Annotated in this window: 13 protein-coding genes and 2 pseudogenes; 11 read left to right on the forward strand and 4 right to left on the reverse strand. The window is 66.3% G+C overall.

What is annotated here, in order from left to right:
• Positions 1–3: 3 nt before the first annotated feature.
• A complete protein-coding gene (locus tag VSR72_RS29250) occupies positions 4–348 on the reverse strand; it encodes a lipoprotein (RefSeq protein WP_342955773.1) in 345 nt (114 codons plus the stop codon).
• Positions 349–383: 35 nt separating this feature from the next.
• Between VSR72_RS29250 and cyaY the strand changes: the two genes are divergently transcribed.
• The gene (gene cyaY / locus VSR72_RS29255) at positions 384–701 is read left to right on the forward strand and encodes an iron donor protein CyaY (protein ID WP_342955774.1); all 318 of its coding nucleotides are present in this window, start codon (positions 384–386) and stop codon (positions 699–701) included.
• A gap of 84 nt (positions 702–785) precedes the next feature.
• Here the strand turns inward: cyaY and VSR72_RS29260 are convergent, their stop codons facing one another.
• Positions 786–3,221 carry a penicillin-binding protein 1A gene (locus VSR72_RS29260; protein WP_342955775.1) on the reverse strand — a complete coding sequence of 812 codons (2,436 nt, stop codon included), beginning with the start codon at positions 3,219–3,221 and terminating at the stop codon, positions 786–788.
• 278 nt (positions 3,222–3,499) lie between these two features.
• On the opposite strand from VSR72_RS29260, the gene pilM reads away from it, so the two are divergent.
• From pilM to ugpQ, 8 genes and pseudogenes are all read left to right on the forward strand, one after another.
• Complete coding sequence (gene pilM, locus VSR72_RS29265; RefSeq protein ID WP_342955776.1) at positions 3,500–4,480, forward strand: pilus assembly protein PilM; 981 nt, start codon at positions 3,500–3,502, stop codon at positions 4,478–4,480.
• Positions 4,477–5,148 (forward strand): fimbrial assembly protein, encoded by a 672-nt coding sequence (locus VSR72_RS29270; RefSeq protein WP_342955777.1) that lies wholly within the window; start codon positions 4,477–4,479, stop codon positions 5,146–5,148. Before pilM ends, VSR72_RS29270 begins: the two co-directional genes overlap by 4 nt.
• Positions 5,145–6,020, forward strand: coding sequence for a hypothetical protein (locus VSR72_RS29275; RefSeq protein ID WP_342955778.1), 876 nt, complete (start codon positions 5,145–5,147; stop codon positions 6,018–6,020). The genes VSR72_RS29270 and VSR72_RS29275 overlap by 4 nt, the downstream gene beginning before the upstream one ends.
• Complete coding sequence (gene pilQ / locus VSR72_RS29280; protein WP_342955779.1) at positions 6,017–7,630, forward strand: type IV pilus secretin PilQ; 1,614 nt, start codon at positions 6,017–6,019, stop codon at positions 7,628–7,630. The genes VSR72_RS29275 and pilQ overlap by 4 nt, the downstream gene beginning before the upstream one ends.
• 131 nt (positions 7,631–7,761) lie before the next feature.
• Complete coding sequence (gene aroK, locus VSR72_RS29285) at positions 7,762–8,316, forward strand: shikimate kinase AroK (protein ID WP_342955863.1); 555 nt, start codon at positions 7,762–7,764, stop codon at positions 8,314–8,316.
• A 45-nt stretch (positions 8,317–8,361) separates the two neighbouring features.
• Entirely contained in the window at positions 8,362–9,444 is a 1,083-nt protein-coding gene (gene aroB / locus VSR72_RS29290) for a 3-dehydroquinate synthase (RefSeq protein WP_342955780.1), read from the forward strand.
• A gap of 127 nt (positions 9,445–9,571) precedes the next feature.
• Positions 9,572–10,705: pseudogene (locus tag VSR72_RS29295) on the forward strand (deoxyguanosinetriphosphate triphosphohydrolase); the annotation flags it as partial.
• Positions 10,706–10,754: 49 nt separating this feature from the next.
• Positions 10,755–11,510, forward strand: a complete 756-nt coding sequence (gene ugpQ, locus VSR72_RS29300) for a glycerophosphodiester phosphodiesterase (RefSeq protein ID WP_342955781.1) — start codon at positions 10,755–10,757, stop codon at positions 11,508–11,510.
• Positions 11,511–11,545: 35 nt separating this feature from the next.
• Here ugpQ and VSR72_RS29305 read toward each other — a convergent pair whose 3' ends face one another.
• Both VSR72_RS29305 and VSR72_RS29310 read right to left on the reverse strand, forming a co-directional pair.
• Complete coding sequence (locus VSR72_RS29305) at positions 11,546–11,920, reverse strand: DUF883 domain-containing protein (protein WP_342955782.1); 375 nt, start codon at positions 11,918–11,920, stop codon at positions 11,546–11,548.
• A 375-nt stretch (positions 11,921–12,295) separates the two neighbouring features.
• Positions 12,296–13,015 (reverse strand): OmpW family outer membrane protein, encoded by a 720-nt coding sequence (locus VSR72_RS29310; protein ID WP_342955783.1) that lies wholly within the window; start codon positions 13,013–13,015, stop codon positions 12,296–12,298.
• Between the two features lie 188 nt (positions 13,016–13,203).
• On the opposite strand from VSR72_RS29310, the pseudogene VSR72_RS29315 reads away from it, so the two are divergent.
• Both VSR72_RS29315 and VSR72_RS29320 read left to right on the forward strand, forming a co-directional pair.
• Positions 13,204–13,893 (forward strand): annotated as a pseudogene (locus VSR72_RS29315) (transposase); the annotation flags it as partial.
• A gap of 643 nt (positions 13,894–14,536) precedes the next feature.
• Positions 14,537–19,237 (forward strand): glutamate synthase-related protein, encoded by a 4,701-nt coding sequence (locus VSR72_RS29320; RefSeq protein WP_342955784.1) that lies wholly within the window; start codon positions 14,537–14,539, stop codon positions 19,235–19,237.
• Positions 19,238–19,284: the final 47 nt, after the last annotated feature.

Genomic DNA, 19,284 nt, shown 5'->3' on the forward strand with positions numbered 1-19,284 from the left:
GTTTTACTGGGTTGGCGTGGCATCGGAGGCCGGTTGCGGGCTGCCGGTGGTCGCGGGTGTGGTGCTGAGTTCGGAGTCGGGGGACAACGAGAGCGGCGTGCCGGAGGTGTCCGGAATCATGCCGGCCGGCGCCGAAGCCGACTCGGGCGCGCTGGCGGGCGTTGCCGTTTCCGGCTGCGCGGTTTCGAAATTAGGCTTGGGCGGAAGCGGCGGCACGTTGGGCATGTAGAGCGAGCCGCGCTGACCGCAGCCTGCGAGCGCCACAGCGCTGATCGCAAAAGCCGCTAGAATCGCGCGGGGCGTCCATGCGCCGGGGGCCGCAGCGCGCGTCCAGGAAATGACACGCATAATTGTCCCTGAATGAATAACCGGTGGAGTTTAGCATGCCAGACAATGACTACCTGAGCCGCGCGGAGGCCGTGCTGGCGGCCGTGGAGCGGGCCGTTGACGAGGCCGAAGCAGACATCGAACTGGAGCGCAGCGGCAACGTTCTGACGCTCGAATTCGAGAATCGCACGAAGATCATCGTGAATCTGCAGCCGCCGATGAAAGAGATCTGGATCGCGGCGAAAGCAGGCGGTTTCCACTATCGCTTCATCGACGGCGAATGGCGCGACACGCGCACGGGCACCGAATTCTTCTCGGCGCTCACGGCCTACGCGACGGAGCAGGCGGGCGAAGCGGTGCGGTTCGAGCCGTGAACGCGCAAGCGTGAGGATGTAAAAGAAGCGGGCGCCAGTTGAAAAGCTGGCGCCCGTTTTTCATTGTTTCGGTTCCGGCGAGCTTCAGTGCCCGCGGAACAGATTCATGATGTCTTCCTTCTCCTTCGCATTCACGTGCTCCGGCGTGGGCGCGGTATCGGCGCCACCCGCACCTGAGGCACCGCTCGCCGATGCCTCGAGCGCCGCCTGACTGATGCCCACCGTGGAGACGAAGCCGTGACCCGGCGTGGCGTCGGCGTAGTAGAGCTCGTCGCCGAGCGTGATGACGCCGTCCGGCATCGCCATCTTGTACTCGGGCACGCCGTTGAGCGCCTTCTGCATGTAGTCGATCCACACCGGAAGCGCGAGGCCGCCGCCCGTTTCCTTGTCGCCCAGGCTGCGCGGATTGTCGTAGCCGATCCACGCGATCGCGGCCAGCGTGTGCTGGAAGCCCGCGAACCACGCGTCGCGCGAGTCGTTGGTCGTGCCGGTCTTGCCGCCCAGGTCGGTGCGCTTGAGGACATTCGACTTCGCGCCGGTGCCGCGCTGCGCCACGCTCTGCAAGAGGCTGTTCATGATGTACGCGTTGCGCGGGTCGATCGCGCGCGGCGCGTTCTGCTCAGCCACGAGCGGCTGCGCCTGGGCGACCACCATGCCACGCTGGTCGGTGACCTCGGCGATCAGATACGGATTCACGCGATACCCGCCGTTGGCGAACACCGAGTAGCCGGCGGCCATCTGCAAGGGCGTGACGAGACCCGCACCGAGCGCCATCGGCAGGTAGGCGGGATGCCGGTCGGCGTCGAAGCCGAAGTGCGTGATGTACTGCTGCGCGTACTTCGTGCCGATGTGGTTGAGGATGCGGATCGACACGAGGTTCTTCGACTTCATGAGCGCCGTGCGCATGCTCATGGGGCCGTCGAAGCCGCCGCCGTAGTTCTTCGGCTCCCACGGCTGGCCGCCGGTTTCGGCGGCGCTGAAGAAGAGCGGCGCGTCGTTGATGACGGTGGCCGGCCCGAGCCCCTTGTCGAGCGACGCCGAGTAGATGAACGGCTTGAAGCTCGAACCCGGCTGGCGCCACGCCTGGGTGACGTGGTTGAACTTGTTCTTGTTGAAGTCGAAGCCGCCCACGAGCGCGCGGATCGCGCCGTCCTGCGGCACGATCGAGATGAACGCGCCTTCGATTTGCGGCAACTGCGTGATCGACCATTCGCCGGCGTTGTTGCGCGCCACGCGGATGATCGCGCCTGGCCGGATCTTCTGCGACGGCTGCGCGCGCGTGCTGAGCGCGAACTGCGCGAAGCGCAGCCCGTCGCCGGTGATGCTCGTCGTGTTGCCGTCCATGAACGTGGCCCGCACTTCCTTCGGGCTCGCCGCCGTCACGACTGCTGCAACGAGTTCGCCGTTGTCGGGATGTTCGACGAGGGCGTCGTCGATGGCCTGCTCGCGCTCGTCGGTATCCGTGGGCAAGTCGATGAACGCCTCGGGTCCGCGATAGCCGTGGCGCCGTTCGTAGTCCATCAGCCCTCGGCGCAGCGCGCGATAGGCGACGTCCTGATCGGCGGAGTCGATGGTGGTGACGACGTTCAGCCCGCGCGTGTACGCCTCTTCGTGGTACTGCGCGTACATCATCTGGCGCACCATTTCCGCGACGTACTCGGCGTGGACGCTGAATTCCTTGCCCGCCCCCTTGACGACGAGCGGTTGGGCAGCGGCCGCGTCGTATTGCTCCTGGGTGATGTAGCGCAGTTCGAGCATGCGCTGGAGGATGTACTCCTGGCGCACCTTGGCCCGCTTCGGATTGACGACGGGGTTATAGGCCGACGGCGCCTTGGGAAGCCCTGCCAGCATCGCGCATTCGGCAAGCGTGAGGTCTTTCAGATCCTTTCCGAAGTACACGCGCGCGGCGCTCGCGAAACCGTACGCGCGCTGTCCCAGATAGATCTGATTCATGTACACCTCGAGAATCTGATCCTTCGAGAGCTTCGACTCGATCTTGTAGGCGAGCAGCATCTCGTAGATCTTGCGCGTGTAGGTCTTTTCGCTCGACAGGAAGAAGTTGCGCGCCACCTGCATGGTGATCGTGCTGGCGCCCTGGGTGGCGTGGCCATTAGTGAGCGCGACGAAGCCCGCGCGCGCGATGCCGGCGAGATCGACGCCGCCATGGTCGTAGAAGCGCGCGTCCTCGATCGCCAGAATTGCCTTCTTGAGGTTGTCGGGCACGTCCTTGAAATGGACGACGTCGCGCCGCTCCTCGCCGAATTCGCCGATCAGCACGTGGTCGCGCGTATAGATGCGCAGCGGCACCTTCGGGCGATAGTCGGTGAGCGCCTCGAGCGAAGGCAGGTTGGGCGTAGCCACGACGAGCGCGTAGCCGAGTACCAGCGCCACGCTCACCACGCCCGCGAAGATCAGACCGAAAAAGGCGATCAGCAGCGTGGCCCACCACGGGCGCTTGCGCCGCCGGGGCGGCTCGGGCGGCGTGGAAGGCGGTACGGACGGAGGAAGCTGATCTTGCATACGAACACCAGAAAAACGGTCCCGCGATTATAGCCGCCGCTCGCCCGCGGGCTTTCGAGATGCTTACATGGGCGGCGCTGGCGAGCACGCGAGCGGGACGCTCCTGTCGGCGCATCTGTAGATACTCGCACTGTAGACGCGCCCCTCGCGCGTGGATAGCGCCTGGCGCCGATCGTTGGCCGTTCGGCTGAGTATTCGAGCGCCGCTCCGATTCGCACAATTTCCCCATCGACGCGCTGCGAACGGTTTGCGGCGCGCGGACGTACGGGAGGGTTGCGATGGGTTTCGGGAATCCGGTGTTGTTGGGCGCGCGCCGCTTCGCCGCGGGAGTGGACTTGGGTGTGCGAGGCGTCACGCTGGTGGTGTTGAGCCAGCGCATTGTCGGCGCGGGGCCGGTGCGCCTCGAATGGCTGGCAAGCGCGCCACTTGCGCGTGAGGCGATGGCGGGCGTGGAAATCGTCGACCGGGCGGCCATCGTCGCGGCGCTTCGCAGCGTGTTTGGCGAGTTGCCGCGCGCCAGCACCGCGGCGTCGCTGCGTTGTGCCATGGCGATGCCCACGAGCGCAACGCTCGTCGCGACCGTGCCGCTCGCGCATCTTGCGCCTGCGGGCGCGGTGGACGAGTCGGGTATTCACGCCACGCTCGAGCCGCTCGTGCTGGCGGAGGCGGAACGCGTGGCGGGCATGGAGCGCGGCGAGCTGGCGGTCGACTGGAGCGTGCTGCCGGCCACGCCACGCAGCCACGAAGCGCAGGTAATGATCGCGGCGACGGCGCGCCAGCATCTCGAAGCGCGCATCGAATGCGCGGCAATAGCGGGCATCACGCTGTGCGCCATGGACGACGAGGCACACGCCGCGTTGCGCGCCATGCGGCACGCGGCGATATACGAGTTGCCGCCGCACGAACCCTGGGTGGCGATCTGGGTCGGCCCGGAAGGCGTGCACGGCTGGTTTCTCGTCGACGACTCGGTCATCCGGCACATGCGCTTTCCCGCACTCGAACATGCCGATCTCGTTGAGGCGCTGCGCGATCTCGCCGACGGCGAGCAGGCCGGCTGCGTGCAGGTCTCAGGTGAGCTTGCCATGCTACGCGGTGTGAACTTCTCGCTGGCCGACATCGGCGACGCGCTCGGCGCGCCGGTGCTGCCCTTCGAATGCGGGCCGCTGGCCGACATCGAGTGGCCGCTCCCGGCAACGCTTTTGCATGATCCGGCGTGTGCGGTGGCGTTCGGACTCGCGTTGCGCGGGGTGGCGGAATGACGCTCGCGCGCAACGTGCGCGTCCTTCCGCGGCGGGCCATCGGCGGATTCAACCTGCTGCCGTGGCGGCAGCGCGCCATCCGCAGGCTGCGGCGCCGGCGTCTGCTCGAATGGGGCGCTGCCGCGCTTGGCGGGTGCGTGTGTGCACTGGGTGTCGTGCTTTGGCAGCGCGTCGAATACGGCGCGTTCGAGGCGCGGCGCGAGGCGCTGGAGCAGCCGCTGGCGCATTGGCGCGCGCCGCTCGCGGAGGCCCAGCGCCTCACGCGGGCGAGCGAAGCGCGACGCGCCGGCGATCAACTCGCCCGGCAGCACGCACGGACTACGACCCGCTTTTTTGCCCTTGCCGACGCTCTGGCTAGCGACGTTCCGCCCGGCGTTGGTTTGCAGCAGCTCGCGCAGTTCGCCGATGAAGCCGATCTGCAGGCAAGCGCGGCGGACGAATCGGCAGCGGCGGCCTGGCTCGGCAGGCTGCGCGCGCTGCCCGATGTCGAAGCCGTGAGCGTGCGCGAACTCAAGCGCGCCGCGCCTGCAGGCGCGGCACGCGACAGAGCGAGCGACGGCGAGCCGATTCGCGTGGCGGCGCATCTCGTCTGGCAAGGCGCGAGCGCTGTGCCGCGGACCGGCGCGCCGCGAGCGTCGAGTGGTGCGGTGCCGAAGGGGGCAGCATGAGCACGATGCCCGCGCACGCAGCACAACAGCGAGGGACGGCTGCGGCTCACGCAGGCGAAGGCAGCGCATTGCGCATCTGGTCGCCGCTTCACGCGTGGAGCGCGCGCCGCCGCCTGTCTGTCGCGCTGACGATTGCCGTGCTGGCTCTTGCAGCGGCGAGTGTCGCGTGCATCGTCGGAGATCCGCTTGGCGTGCACGCGGCGCGCGCCGCGCTGGAAGACGCTCAAAAGCGGTACGCCAACGCCCGGCAAATCCTGGCACGCCTGCCCGCGCAGCGCGAAGCCGCCACGCGAACGCCTTCGCGCGCGCCGTTTGCTGGCAATTCCGCGGACGACATTCGCCGTATCTCGCAACTCGCCGCGCAATCGGGCCTCGTGCTGCATGCGCTGGAGCCAGGCGCCGCGGGCGGCGCGCAAGCCGAGGCGTTCCGGTCCATCAAGCTGGTCGCGCAAGGCAGCTTCGCCCAACTGCGCGGACTGCTCGAAGGGCTTGCGCGCGAGCCGGCGCTCACGGTGCCATCCGAACTTGGAATCCGGCGCACGGGAACTGGGTTATCGGTCTCGGCGACGTTGCGTGTGTACGATGCGCTTCCCGCTGTGCCGCTGGCGGTGGCGGCTCCGGGAGCGGCGGCTCGCGATCCCTTCGCGCACGCGGCTGCGGGCGGGAAGGCGGACGACGGGTGGCGCCTCGCCGGCATCCTCCAGGATCGGCAGCGCATCATTGCGCTCGTCGAAACGCCTGAGGGTGTCGTGACCGCGCGGGCGGGCGAGGCGATCGGCGACGCTCGCGTGGTGGAAATCGGGCCGGCGCGGGTTGTCGTCGCGGCGGGTGGGACGGCTCGCGCGCTCGGCTGGGCGGAGGCGCCGAAATGAGCGCGCTCAAGTGGAGCGTTGCTGTCCTCGTCGCGTCGATGGCAAGTGTTGTCACGTGCGTTGCATGGGCCGTGGTCCCGTTGCCGCAACCCGCATGGGCGCGCTCGCCGGTGGCGCTCGCGCGCTACGAAGCGCCGCCGTTGCCCGATGGGGCGGGGGAGCCCGCGGCAGCAAAGTGGATCGCCAATCCATTCACGGGAGGCAGCGACGCCCCTGCGCCCGAATTCCTCTCGCCGGCAAATGCGGACGACGACGCTAGCGCGACGCCGCCTGCTCCCCAACCATCGCGCGAACCCGGCGGCGACGCACCGGCGGCCGCGCCGCTCGAAGGGCCGCCCGTACCCATGCGCGCGCCGCTGCGTCTTGGCGACGCCGCGGCAGCAAACGACGGCTTGCCGCCGGATCGACCGATCACGCTCAACTTCCAGCGCGCGGAACTCACCGCCGTTCTGCACGCGTTCGCCCAGTTCACGAAGCTCAATATTGTCGCGAGCGATCACGCGCGCGGCGTGGTGACGTTGCGCCTCGACCGCGTGCCGTGGCGCACCGCGTTCGACCTGCTGCTGGAGGCAAACGGCCTCGCGATGTCGCGCATCGGCGATGTGATCTGGGTTGCGCCCGCCGCGGAGGTGGCTGCGCGCGAGCGGCAGCGCTACGAGGCGCACGCTCGGGCCGCAGAGCTGGAGCCGCTCGCAAGCCGCTCGTTCGAGTTGCATTACGCGCGCGCCGAGGATTTGCGCCGGTTCCTGACTGGCTCGGGGACGCAGCGCGCACTTTCGAAGCGCGGCGCGGCGGTGGCTGACGCGCGCACCAACCTTTTGTTTGTCACCGACCTGCCGGCGCGGCTCGACCAGATCGGCGAGCTTGTGCGGCGGCTCGATGCGCCTGCGCGCCAGGTGCTGATCGAGGCGCGCATCGTTGAAGGAGACGAAGGGCTGTCGCGCGAGCTGGGCGTGCGTCTTGGCGTGACGCCGGTGAGCGTGGACGGCACGACGGCCCGCGGCATGACCACGGGAGCGGACGGCACGGTCTTCGACCTCGCGGCGGGACCGATATCGGGCTTCGAGGCCGCAGGCCTCGGGCTCACGCTGCTGGCCGCACGCGCCACGCGCCTGCTCGACATCCAGTTGAGCGCGCTAGAAGCCGAAGGGCGCGGGCGTGTGGTGTCGAGTCCGCGCGTCGTCACCGCCGACCGCACGAAGGCCGTCGTCGAGCAGGGCACGGAGCTGCCCTATCAGGCCAAGGTCGGGCAGGGCGTTTCCGGCGTGCAGTTCCGGCGCGCAAGCCTGAAACTCGAAGTCGAGCCGCAGATCACCCCTGATGGCCGCGTGATTCTCGACCTCGACGTGGCGAAGGACAGTGTCGGCGAGCAAACGGCCGCTGGGCCTGCGATTAACACCAAACACGTGCAGACGCGCGTCGAAATCGAGGACGGCGGAACGGTCTCGATCGGCGGCATTGACGCGACCGATGATCGCGAAGATGTGACGCGTGTGCCACTCCTGGGCAAAATACCGGTTCTGGGCGCGCTTTTTTCGCATCGCGCGCATCGGGATCAGCGCAGCGAGCTGGTAGTTTTCATCACGCCGCGTGTCGTGGAGTCGAATTGACCCTCATTCGTCGAGCGAATCGGAGGTCAACCTGTACCAACGTGCTTGCGGGGCCGGATCGCCGGGGCCGCAGGCTCGACAACGCCGCCGCTTTGCCAGTAAGCTGCGGCACCAACCTTTCGTAGGAAACGCTGCAAGTGCGGGACGCAAACGCCAATGTATTTTTCGTAGGGCTCATGGGCGCCGGCAAGACGACCGTGGGCCGGGCGGTCGCGCGCCGGCTGGAGCGTCCGTTCTTCGACTCCGATCACGAGATCGAGGCGCGCACGGGCGCGCGCATCCCGGTGATCTTCGAACTCGAAGGCGAAGCAGGCTTTCGCGACCGTGAGGCCCAGATGATCGAGGAGCTCACGGGCCGCGATAACATCGTCCTCGCGACCGGCGGCGGCGCGGTGCTGCGGCCCGAGAATCGCGCGGCGCTCAAGGCGCGCGGCTTCGTCGTGTATTTGCGGGCGCATCCTCACGACCTGTGGCTGCGCACGCGGCGCGACAAGAACCGCCCGCTCCTGCAAACCGAAGACCCCAAGGCCAGGCTCGAAGCGCTTTACGAAGTGCGCGACCCGCTTTACCGCGAAGTCGCGGACTTCGTGATCGAAACGGGCCGGCCCTCGGTCAACGGACTCGTCAACATGGTGCTGATGCAGCTCGACATGGCCGGCGTCGCGCGGGCCACGGCGCGCGAGTAGCGCGCAGGATCAGGTAGCGCACCAGCAACCCACTAGATTCAGAGCATGATTACCGTCAACGTCGAACTGGGCGACCGCGCCTACCCCATCCATATCGGTTCCGGCCTGATCGGCCAGACGGCGCTTTTCGCACCCCATATCGCCGGCAAGTCGGTGACGATCGTGACGAACACCGTCGTCGATCCGCTCTACGGCGAGAGGCTGCGCGCCGCGCTCGCGCCGCTCGGCAAGGACGTCAACACGGTGGTGCTGCCCGACGGCGAGGCGCACAAGAACTGGGAAACGCTCAACGAGATCTTCGACGCGCTGCTCACCTCGCGTGCCGACCGCAAGACCACGCTCATCGCGTTGGGCGGCGGCGTGACAGGCGACATGACGGGCTTCGCGGCCGCTTGCTACATGCGCGGCGTGCCGTTCATCCAGGTGCCGACTACGCTGCTTTCGCAGGTCGATTCGTCGGTGGGCGGCAAGACGGGTATCAATCATCCGCTCGGCAAGAACATGATCGGCGCGTTCTACCAGCCGCAAGCCGTGATCGCCGACATCGGCGCGCTTGCCACGCTGCCGGAGCGCGAACTGGCGGCGGGCATTGCGGAAGTCATCAAGACGGGCGCGATTGCAGACGCCGAATTCTTCGACTGGATCGAAGCCAACGTCGAATCGCTCAATCGTTGCGAGCCCGAAGCGCTGGCGCACGCAGTCAAGCGCTCGTGCGAAATCAAGGCATCGGTCGTGGCCGCCGACGAGCGAGAAGGCGGCCTGCGCGCCATCCTCAACTTCGGCCATACGTTCGGCCATGCGATCGAAGCCGGGCTCGGCTACGGCGAGTGGCTGCACGGCGAAGCCGTGGGCTGCGGCATGGTGATGGCGGCTGATCTCTCGGTGCGCATGGGCATGCTGGACGAAGCGTCGCGCGCGCGGCTCGTGCGCGTAGTCGAGGCCGCAAAGCTGCCGGTGCGCGCGCCCGCGCTCGGCGCGGACCGCTACGTCGAACTGATGCAGGTCGACAAGAAGGCCGAGGGCGGGGCGATCAAGTTCATCCTGCTCAAGCGCTTTGGCGAGACGCACATCGGCCGTGCGCCCGACGAAGCCGTGCAGGCCACGCTCGCCGCCGCGACGCAGAGCTGACGCACCGCCGGCGATAACCCCTCACGGAGGAACGGTGAGCGACACCCGCAGCGACAGCCGTAGTGATCCCCGTAGTGTTCAAGAGCGTAGCGATGCGCAAGGCGGTGACGCCAGCGCCGCGCTGGTCGCATCGTTCGAGGCGGGCCTCGCGCCTTACGCGGCGCACGCCTCGCGCTCGCGCGGGCGGCGCTATCCCGAGCCGCCGCCTGCCGCGCGCAGCGAATTCCAGCGCGACCGCGATCGCATCGTCCATTCCACGGCGTTTCGCCGCCTCGAATACAAGACCCAGGTCTTCGTGAACCACGAGGGCGATCTCTTTCGCACGCGGCTCACGCACAGCCTGGAAGTCGCGCAGATCGCCCGCTCGGTCGCCCGCAACCTGCGTGTGAATGAGGATCTGGTCGAGGCGATCTCGCTCGCCCACGACCTCGGCCATACGCCGTTCGGCCATGCGGGCCAGGACGCGCTCAACGAGTGCATGCGCGAGCATGGCGGCTTCGAACACAATCTGCAGAGCCTCGCCGTGGTGGATGAGCTCGAAGAGCACTACGGCGCGTTCGACGGCCTGAACCTGTGCTTCGAGACCCGCGAAGGCATTCTCAAGCACTGCTCGCGCGAGCATGCACGGCGCCTTGGCGATCTGGGCGAGCGTTTTCTGCTCGGGCGGCAGCCGTCGATCGAAGCGCAGATCGCCAACATCGCCGACGAAATCGCCTACAACAACCACGACGTCGACGACGGCTTGCGCTCGGGCCTGCTCACCATCGAGCAGCTCGCCGAGGTCGAACTCTGGCAGACGCACTATGACGCCGCGCGCGCCGAATATCCGCAGATCGAAGGCCGCCGGCTGATTCACGAGACGGTGCGGCGCATCATCAACACGCTGATCGTCGATCTGATCGGGCAGACGCAGCGCAACCTCGCCGAGTGCGCGCCGCAGTCGCTCGACGACGTGCGCGCGGCGCCTGCGCTCGTTGCGCACAGCGAGCGCGTGGCCGCGCAGGCAGCTGCGCTCAAGCGCTTCCTCTACCGCAACCTGTACCGCCACTATCGCGTGATGCGCATGGCCAACAAGGCGCGGCGCGTGGTGAAGGGCTTGTTCGATGCGTTCAGCGAAGACTCGCGCCTGTTGCCTCCGCCGTACCAGACGCAGGACGCCGCCCTGCAGCCGCGCCTGATCGCGCACTACATCGCGGGCATGACCGACCGCTATGCCTTGAAGGAGTACCGCCGTCTCTTCGTCGTTGCCGACGACGTTTGAACGCGCGGCTCGTTCCACCTCACTGCCCCTGCCGATTTCGGGAGCCCATTTGATCAAGTCCTGGCCGTATCCGCGCGTTGCCGCGCACCGAGGGGGCGGCACGCTCGCGCCTGAGAACACGCTGGCGGGTCTGCGCACTGGCGCGAGCCTCGGCCACACGATGGTCGAGTTCGACGCCAAGTTGTCCGCCGACAACGTCGCCTTCCTGCTGCACGACGACACGGTCGACCGCACGTCGAACGGGCACGGCGCGGCGGCGTCCATGCGCTATGCGGAACTGGCCGCGCTGGACGCCGGCAGCTGGCGGGATGTGCGCTTCGCGGGCGAGCCGATGCCTACGCTTGCTCAAGTCGCAGCGTGTTGTCGTGAACTGGGACTCGCGGCGAACGTGGAGATCAAGCCCTGCGAGGGCCGCGACGTGGAGACAGGGCGCATGGTGGGCGCGGAGACTGCGCGTCTATGGGAGGAGGAAGCACAGGCGGTGCCGCCCTTGCTCTCGTCATTCTCCTATGCCGCTCTCGAGGCGGCGCGCGAGCGCGCGCCGGACCTGCCGCGCGGCCTGCTGTTCGAGCACGTGCCGGCCGACTGGCGCGAGCAGACCGCGGCGCTCGACTGCGTGTCGCTCCACGCGAGCCATCGCCATCTGGATGAGGCGCTCGTCGCGCGCATCAAGTCGGCGGGGCTCTTCATCCTCGCCTATACGGTGAATGACCTCGACCGCGCGCGCCAGCTCGTGAGCTGGGGCGTCGATACGATCTGCACCGACCGTATCGACCTGATCGGGCCGCACGCGCTCGACGCCTGAGGCCCAAGCCGGGCGCTCAGCGCCCGGATCCTCGTTCAGCGGCGCGCGAGGAGCGCGCCCGCTATCAGCGCCACACCGCCGACGATCGCTACAGCCTGCCACGGATTGCGGTGCACGTAGTCGTCTGCACTGGCGATGGCCGCGTCAGTGTGCTCGCGCGCGGTGGCGCGCGCCACTTCGAGCCGCTCGCGGGCGGCGTCGAGACGCTTGCGGATGTCGGCGCGCAACGCGGCGGCATCGGCCTGGGTTCCTTCGCCCAGCGTGTTTTCCAGCTCGGCGAGCAGATCACGCAACTCGTCGGTGATATCGGCGGCGGCGCTGCGGCCGCGGCGCGCAATGCGCCGCGCGTGGCGGCTCGTGCGCGTCCAGGAATCTCCGAGGGCTTCTCGCGTGTTCGGAAAGGCGCTCATGTATGGCTCCGTCGTTGAAAAGTCACAGGTAAAGGCTCGCCGCGGCGCGCACGAAAAAGGGCGCGGAAGGGCGAGGACCGGAGTGCAAGTATTGCGCAATTCCGGTGCCCAAGAGTTGAACGAGCGCAGCGAGCTGGGCGCAAACGCCCGCCAGACGGGGCTTCGTTCTCTGGTGACAAAACAGGTGATTACGGGGACAGCACGCTTTTTCGCAGAGGCATAGAATCAGGATAAGCCCATGCGACAAGCGGGGAAAATTCGATGGAGACGCTAAGGCGGGAAGGCAACGGCGGGGCGGAAAACGCAGCCCTTCGCCTGATGCCGCAGGGGCGAGGCGAAGGGCCGGCGCGAGGTAATGCGGGGCGCCGGGGCGCGTTAGAAGTTGTAGCCGACCTTCAGGTACGTCACGAGCGGGTTCAGGTGAATCTTCGATTCCGCGACGCGTTGCGTGCCGAGCTGGTTGGCTGCGCTGATGTTGTACGTGGCGGTCACGTTGATCGGAATGTACGAGAGCGAGAAACCCGCGAACCAGTGCTTCGTGAAGTTGTAGTTGAAGCCCAGGTTAAACACGGGGGCCCAGGAACGATCCGTCGAAACACTGGTCGGACCCCCAAGCACGCCCTGTTCGAAGGCGCCGTTGGTGATCTTCGCGTCGGTGAACCAGGCGTAGGTCACGCCAACGCCGAGGTAAGGACGGAATTTTGCGTCAGGGCTGTTGAAGTAGTACTTGAACAGCAGCGCAGGGCTCCAGAGTTTCGCCTGGCCGACCTTGCCGAAGCTGCTGAAGGTGCCGCCGCCGGAAATATCGAACTTCGGCGGAATGCCCAGTTCGGCTTCGGTGGCGAAGTGATCGGTAATGTAGTAGCCGAGGGAGAAGCCCACGGTGTCGGCCGTACCGATACTGGCGCCCGTGTTCGGGATGGCCATGTTCACGGGCGAGCCGCCGGAGCTAAGGACCTTCAGCGGGTCGCTGGTGTCCTGGGGCATGAAGCGGAACCAGCCGGTGGTGACGTAGAACGTGTTTGCGGATTGTGCGTGTGCTGCCGAGAAACTGGCGAGCGCGGCGACCCCTGCCAGCGCCTGTTTTAATTTCATATTAATGCTCCTCCATGAAAGGCCCGCTCATTATGAACAGAACGTTTGCAACAAACCATACGCGACCGTTAGAGCTTTTTTACTAGGCGCCGCGAGCTTTCCGCCAAAGCCGCATGCCAGCGAGAACTAGCGCTGGTGGGGCCTGGCGGGTCTGCGGGTATTCACCAACGGAACCAGGAAAATCGAGCATGGCACGGCTTGCACGTCTTTATGTTCCCGATCAGCCGCAGCATGTGATCCTGCGCGGACTCGATCAGCAGCCCGCGTTCGTCGATGACCAGGACTACGAACTGTTCATCGACTGCCTGAAGGCCGCGGCGCGCGATCATCATCTGGCGGTTCATGCGTGGGTTTTGATGCCCGGCGCGGTGCAACTGCTCGTCACGCCTTCCGACGAATCCAGCCTGCCTAAGGCAATGCAGGCGGTCGGCCGGCGCTACGTGGCGCATTTCAACCGGCGCTATGCGCGTCGCGGCACGCTCTGGGAGGGGCGTTATCGCGCGACGGTCATCGAAGGCGAGCGCTTCTTCCTGCTGGCGAGCCGCGTCGTCGAGCTCGCACCGGTGCGCAGTCATCTTGTGACGGCGCCCGAAGACTATCGATGGTCGAGCTACCGGCATCACATCGGCCTGACCGTCGACAGCCTCATCACCGACCATCCGCTGTACTGGGCGCTCGGCAATACGCCGTTCGAGCGTCAGCGCGCGTATCGCGAACTCTGCGAGCAGGCGCTCGACGAACGCGAAACCACGCAGCTCATGCAGGCCACGCTCAAAGGCTGGGTGCTCGGCAGCGACACCTACCGCGATTGGGCCTCGCGCACGGCGAACCGGCGCGTCTCGCCGCTGCCGCGCGGGCGGCCGCGCAAGGTGCGCGAAGCGCCAGGCGCGCCTTCGGCAGCGCCGGGCGCAATCGGCGCGGCGGCGACGGCGAGCGCGGTTTCTGCGCCCGCGGTCGGGTCGGGCGGCGGCGGCCAGCCAGCCGGACATGGTGTCAGTCAATCTGGCCCCCATTCAACCTCACACGCCGCCGCCAATCCAGCTGGCTCAACCTCGACGCATGGGGCTGGGCACACTGGGAGTGGTTCAGCTACAACATCGGGCGGAAGTCCGGGGGGCTCGGCGGACCATTCCAGCGGCTCGCAAGGCTCCGGTGGCGGTGGCTCCTCCGGTTCGAGTTCGGAGCACGAGGAGCGCAAACCGGGCACCGGCACCCACTGATTGCTTTTCGGATCAAATGTTTACGAGATAAACGGCATCTGCGGATGCCGTTTTCTTTTGCTCCAATTTGTTATGGCACCATTAAAAAAATGTGCGAATGCACCAAGACGATAATTGGGGTTCAAACATCACGTTTTATTTGCATCCCCTTGATTCGTCGCGTATATTCGCCTTTCGGCTCTCCTGGGCGCATAACGCGGGAAGCACGTTTCACCCCGCGCAACGCCGTACAGCGGTCACGCAAGCGGCGTTAAATCAAGAACACAACGGCTGGCAACAGCCCCACTCTGACGGTGTCCCCATGAACGATCACCAGCAGCGCGCCGCGGTGCCCGCCGCGCAAGGTCTCTATGACCCGCAAAACGAACACGACGCCTGTGGCGTCGGCTTCGTCGCCCATATCAAGGGCAAGAAGAGCCACGAAATCATTCAGCAAGGCCTGAAGATCCTCGAAAACCTCGACCACCGGGGCGCCGTAGGCGCCGATCCGCTGATGGGCGACGGCGCGGGCATCTTGATCCAGATTCCGGACGCGTTCTACCGCGAAGAGATGGCCAAGCAGGGCGTGACGCTGCCGCCGTTCGGCGAGTACGGCGTCGGCATGATCTTCCTGCCGAAGGAACACGCCTCGCGTCTCGCGTGCGAGCAGGAACTCGAGCGCACGGTGCGCGCCGAAGGCCAGGTCGTGCTGGGCTGGCGTGACGTGCCGGTCGACCACGCCATGCCGATTTCGCCCACCGTGAAGGCGAGCGAGCCGCTGATCCGCCAGATCTTCATCGGTCGCGGCAAGGACGTGATGGTCACGGACGCGCTCGAGCGCAAGCTGTACATCATCCGCAAGACCGCGAGCCACCGTATTCAGGCGCTCAAGCTCAAGCACGGCAAGGAATACTTCGTGCCGTCGTGCTCGGCGCGCACGGTCGTCTACAAGGGTCTGCTGCTGGCGGGGCAGGTTGGCGTGTACTACCGCGACCTGCAGGACGAGCGCGTCGTGTCGGCACTGGCGCTCGTGCACCAGCGCTTCTCCACGAACACGTTCCCGGCGTGGGAACTGGCTCACCCGTACCGCATGATTGCTCACAACGGTGAAATCAACACCGTGAAGGGCAATGTGAACTGGCTGAACGCCCGTACCGGCGCGATCGCCTCGCACGTGCTCGGCGACGACCTGCCGAAGCTCTGGCCGCTGATCTATCCGGGCCAGTCGGACACGGCGTCGTTCGACAACTGTCTCGAACTGCTGGTGATGGCAGGCTATCCACTCGTCCACGCGATGATGATGATGATCCCGGAAGCCTGGGAACAGCACACGCTGATGGACGAGAACCGCAAGGCGTTCTACGAATATCACGCTGCGATGATGGAGCCGTGGGACGGCCCCGCTGCGATCGCCTTCACCGACGGCCGCCAGATCGGTGCGACGCTCGACCGTAACGGTCTGCGTCCGGCGCGCTACATCGTCACGGACGACGACCTGGTCATCATGGCCTCGGAAGCCGGCACGCTGCCGATCCCCGAGTCGAAGATCGTCAAGAAGTGGCGTCTGCAGCCGGGCAAGATGTTCCTGATCGACATGGAACACGGCCGCATCATCGACGACAAGGAACTCAAGGACAACCTCGCCAACGCCAAGCCGTACAAGAGCTGGATCGACGCCGTGCGCATCAAGCTCGACGAGATCGAGCCGAAGGCGGAAGACGTCGCAACGGCGCGCGCCGAAGCCGCCGCGCTGCTCGACCGTCAGCAGGCGTTCGGCTACACGCAGGAGGACCTGAAGTTCCTGATGGCGCCGATGGCGATGTCGGGTGAAGAGGCCGTCGGCTCGATGGGCAACGACTCGCCGCTGGCGGTCATGTCCAACAAGAACAAGACGCTCTACAACTACTTCAAGCAGCTGTTCGCGCAGGTCACGAACCCGCCGATCGACCCGATCCGTGAAAACATGGTGATGTCGCTCGTCTCGTTCATCGGCCCGAAGCCGAACCTGCTCGACACCAACAACATCAACCCGCCGATGCGTCTCGAAGTGTCGCAGCCGGTGCTCGACTTCAAGGACATCGCGAAGATCCGCGCGATCGAGCAGTACACGGGCGGCAAGTTCAGCAGCTACGAGCTGAACATCTGCTATCCGGTGGCCTGGGGCAAGGAAGGCATCGAAGCGCGTCTCGCGTCGCTGTGCGCGGAAGCCGTGGATGCCGTCAAGTCGGGCTACAACATCCTGATCGTGTCGGACCGCCGCGCGGACCGCGACAACGTCGCTATTCCCGCGCTGCTCGCTACCTCGGCGATCCACTCGCACCTCGTGCAGCACGGTCTGCGCACGAGCACGGGTCTCGTCGTGGAAACGGGCTCGGCGCGTGAAACGCACCACTTCGCGCTGCTCGCGGGCTTCGGCGCGGAAGCCGTGCACCCGTACCTCGCGATGGAAACGCTCGCGCAGATGGCGCAGGGCCTGAAGGGCGATCTGTCGGGCGAGAAGGCCGTCTACAACTTCACCAAGGCGGTGGGCAAGGGCCTGCTCAAGGTGATGTCGAAGATGGGCATCTCCACGTACATGTCGTACACGGGCGCGCAGATCTTCGAAGCGGTGGGTCTCGCTGACGAACTTATCGCCAAGTACTTCAAGGGCACGGCTTCGAAGGTCGGCGGCATCGGCCTGTTCGACGTCGCGGACGAAGCGATTCGCATGCACCGCGACGCATTCGGCGACAACCCGGTTCTCGCCAACATGCTCGACGCAGGCGGCGAGTACGCCTACCGCGTGCGCGGCGAAGACCACATGTGGACGCCGGACGCGATCGCCAAGCTCCAGCACTCGGCGCGCAGCAACTCGTACCAGACGTACAAGGAATACGCGCACCTGATCAACGATCAGACCAAGCGCCACATGACGTTCCGCGGTCTGTTCGAATTCCGCCTCGACCCGGCGCGCGCGATCTCGATCGACGACGTCGAGCCGGCCAAGGAAATCGTCAAGCGCTTTGCGACTGGCGCGATGTCGCTCGGCTCGATCTCGACCGAAGCACACGCCACGCTCGCCGTCGCGATGAACCGCATCGGCGGCAAGTCGAACACGGGTGAGGGCGGCGAAGACGAGAAGCGTTATCGCAACGAACTGCGCGGCATTCCGATCAAGAACGGCGACACGATGCGTTCGATCATCGGCGAAGAAGTCATCAAGGACATCCCGCTGAAGGATGGCGACTCGCTGCGCTCGAAGATCAAGCAGGTCGCGTCGGGCCGCTTCGGCGTGTCGGCGGAGTACCTGTCGTCGGCGGACCAGATCCAGATCAAGATGGCGCAGGGCGCGAAGCCGGGCGAAGGCGGTCAGTTGCCGGGCCACAAGGTTTCGGAGTACATCGGCAAGCTGCGTTACTCGGTGCCGGGCGTGGGCCTCATCTCGCCGCCGCCGCACCACGACATCTACTCGATCGAAGACCTGGCGCAGCTCATTCACGATCTGAAGAACGTGAACCCGGTTTCGTCGATCTCGGTGAAGCTGGTGTCGGAAGTGGGCGTGGGCACGGTGGCAGCGGGCGTGGCGAAGGCCAAGGCCGACCACGTCGTGATCGCCGGTCACGACGGCGGCACGGGCGCGTCGCCGCTCTCGTCGCTCAAGCACGCTGGCACGCCGTGGGAACTGGGTCTGGCGGAAACGCAGCAGACGCTGGTGCTGAACCAGCTGCGCGGCCGTATCCGCGTGCAGGCCGATGGCCAGATGAAGACGGGCCGCGATGTGGTGATCGGCGCGCTGCTCGGCGCGGACGAATTCGGCTTTGCGACGGCGCCGCTCGTCGTCCAGGGCTGCATCATGATGCGCAAGTGCCACCTGAACACCTGCCCGGTCGGCGTTGCTACGCAAGATCCAGTGCTGCGCGCGAAGTTCTCGGGCCAGCCTGAGCACGTCGTCAACTTCTTCTTCTTCATCGCTGAAGAAGTGCGCGAAATCATGGCGCAACTGGGCATCCGCAAGTTCGACGATCTGGTCGGCCGCGCGGACCTTCTCGACACGCGCCGTGGCGTGGAACACTGGAAGGCGAAGGGTCTCGACTTCTCGCGCGTGTTCTACCAGCCGTCGGTTGGTGAGGAAGTCGCGCGCAAGCACGTCGACACGCAAGACCACGGTCTGGACCGCGCGCTCGACCACACGCTGATCGAGAAGGCAAAGGCCGCGATCGAAACGGGCGAGCACGTCTCGTTCATCCAGCCGGTGCGCAACGTGAACCGCACGGTCGGCGCGATGCTCTCGGGCGTCGTTGCGAAGAAGTACGGGCACGACGGTCTGCCGGAAGACACGATCCACATCCAGTTGAAGGGCACGGCGGGTCAGAGCTTCGGCGCGTTCCTCGCACGCGGCATCACGCTGGATCTGGTTGGCGACGGCAACGACTACGTCGGCAAGGGCCTCTCGGGCGGCCGCATCATCATCCGTCCGACCAACGACTTCCGCGGCAAGTCCGAAGAAAACATCATCTGCGGCAACACGGTGATGTACGGCGCACTCGAAGGCGAAGCCTTCCTGCGCGGCGTGGCGGGCGAGCGTTTCGCGGTGCGTAACTCGGGCGCGACGGCGATCGTCGAAGGCACGGGCGACCACGGCTGCGAATACATGACGGGCGGCACGGTGGTCGTACTCGGCGAAACGGGCCGTAACTTCGCGGCGGGCATGTCGGGCGGTATCGCCTACGTGTACGACCCCGACGGTACGTTCGCCGGCAAGTGCAACAAGTCGATGGTCGCGCTCGACCCGGTCCTGCAACAGGCCGAGCAAGAGCGCACCGTGGACCGCGCACTGTGGCACACGGGCCAGACCGACGAAGCGCTGCTCAAGGGACTCGTCGAGCGTCACTTCCAGTTCACGGGCTCGCCGCTCGCCAAGGCGCTGCTCGAAAACTGGGATGCGGCGCGCCGCCAGTTCGTGAAGGTGTTCCCGACGGAATACAAGCGCGCACTGGGCGAACTCGGCGCGAAGAAGGCGAACCAGGAAGAACTGGCCGCTTAAGCGTCGAAACGACTCAAAGACGAAGCGCCCGCCGCGCTCACTGAAGC

Source organism: Paraburkholderia sp. JHI869 (genome assembly GCF_038900775.1).
Taxonomy (GTDB): Bacteria; Pseudomonadota; Gammaproteobacteria; order Burkholderiales; family Burkholderiaceae; genus Paraburkholderia.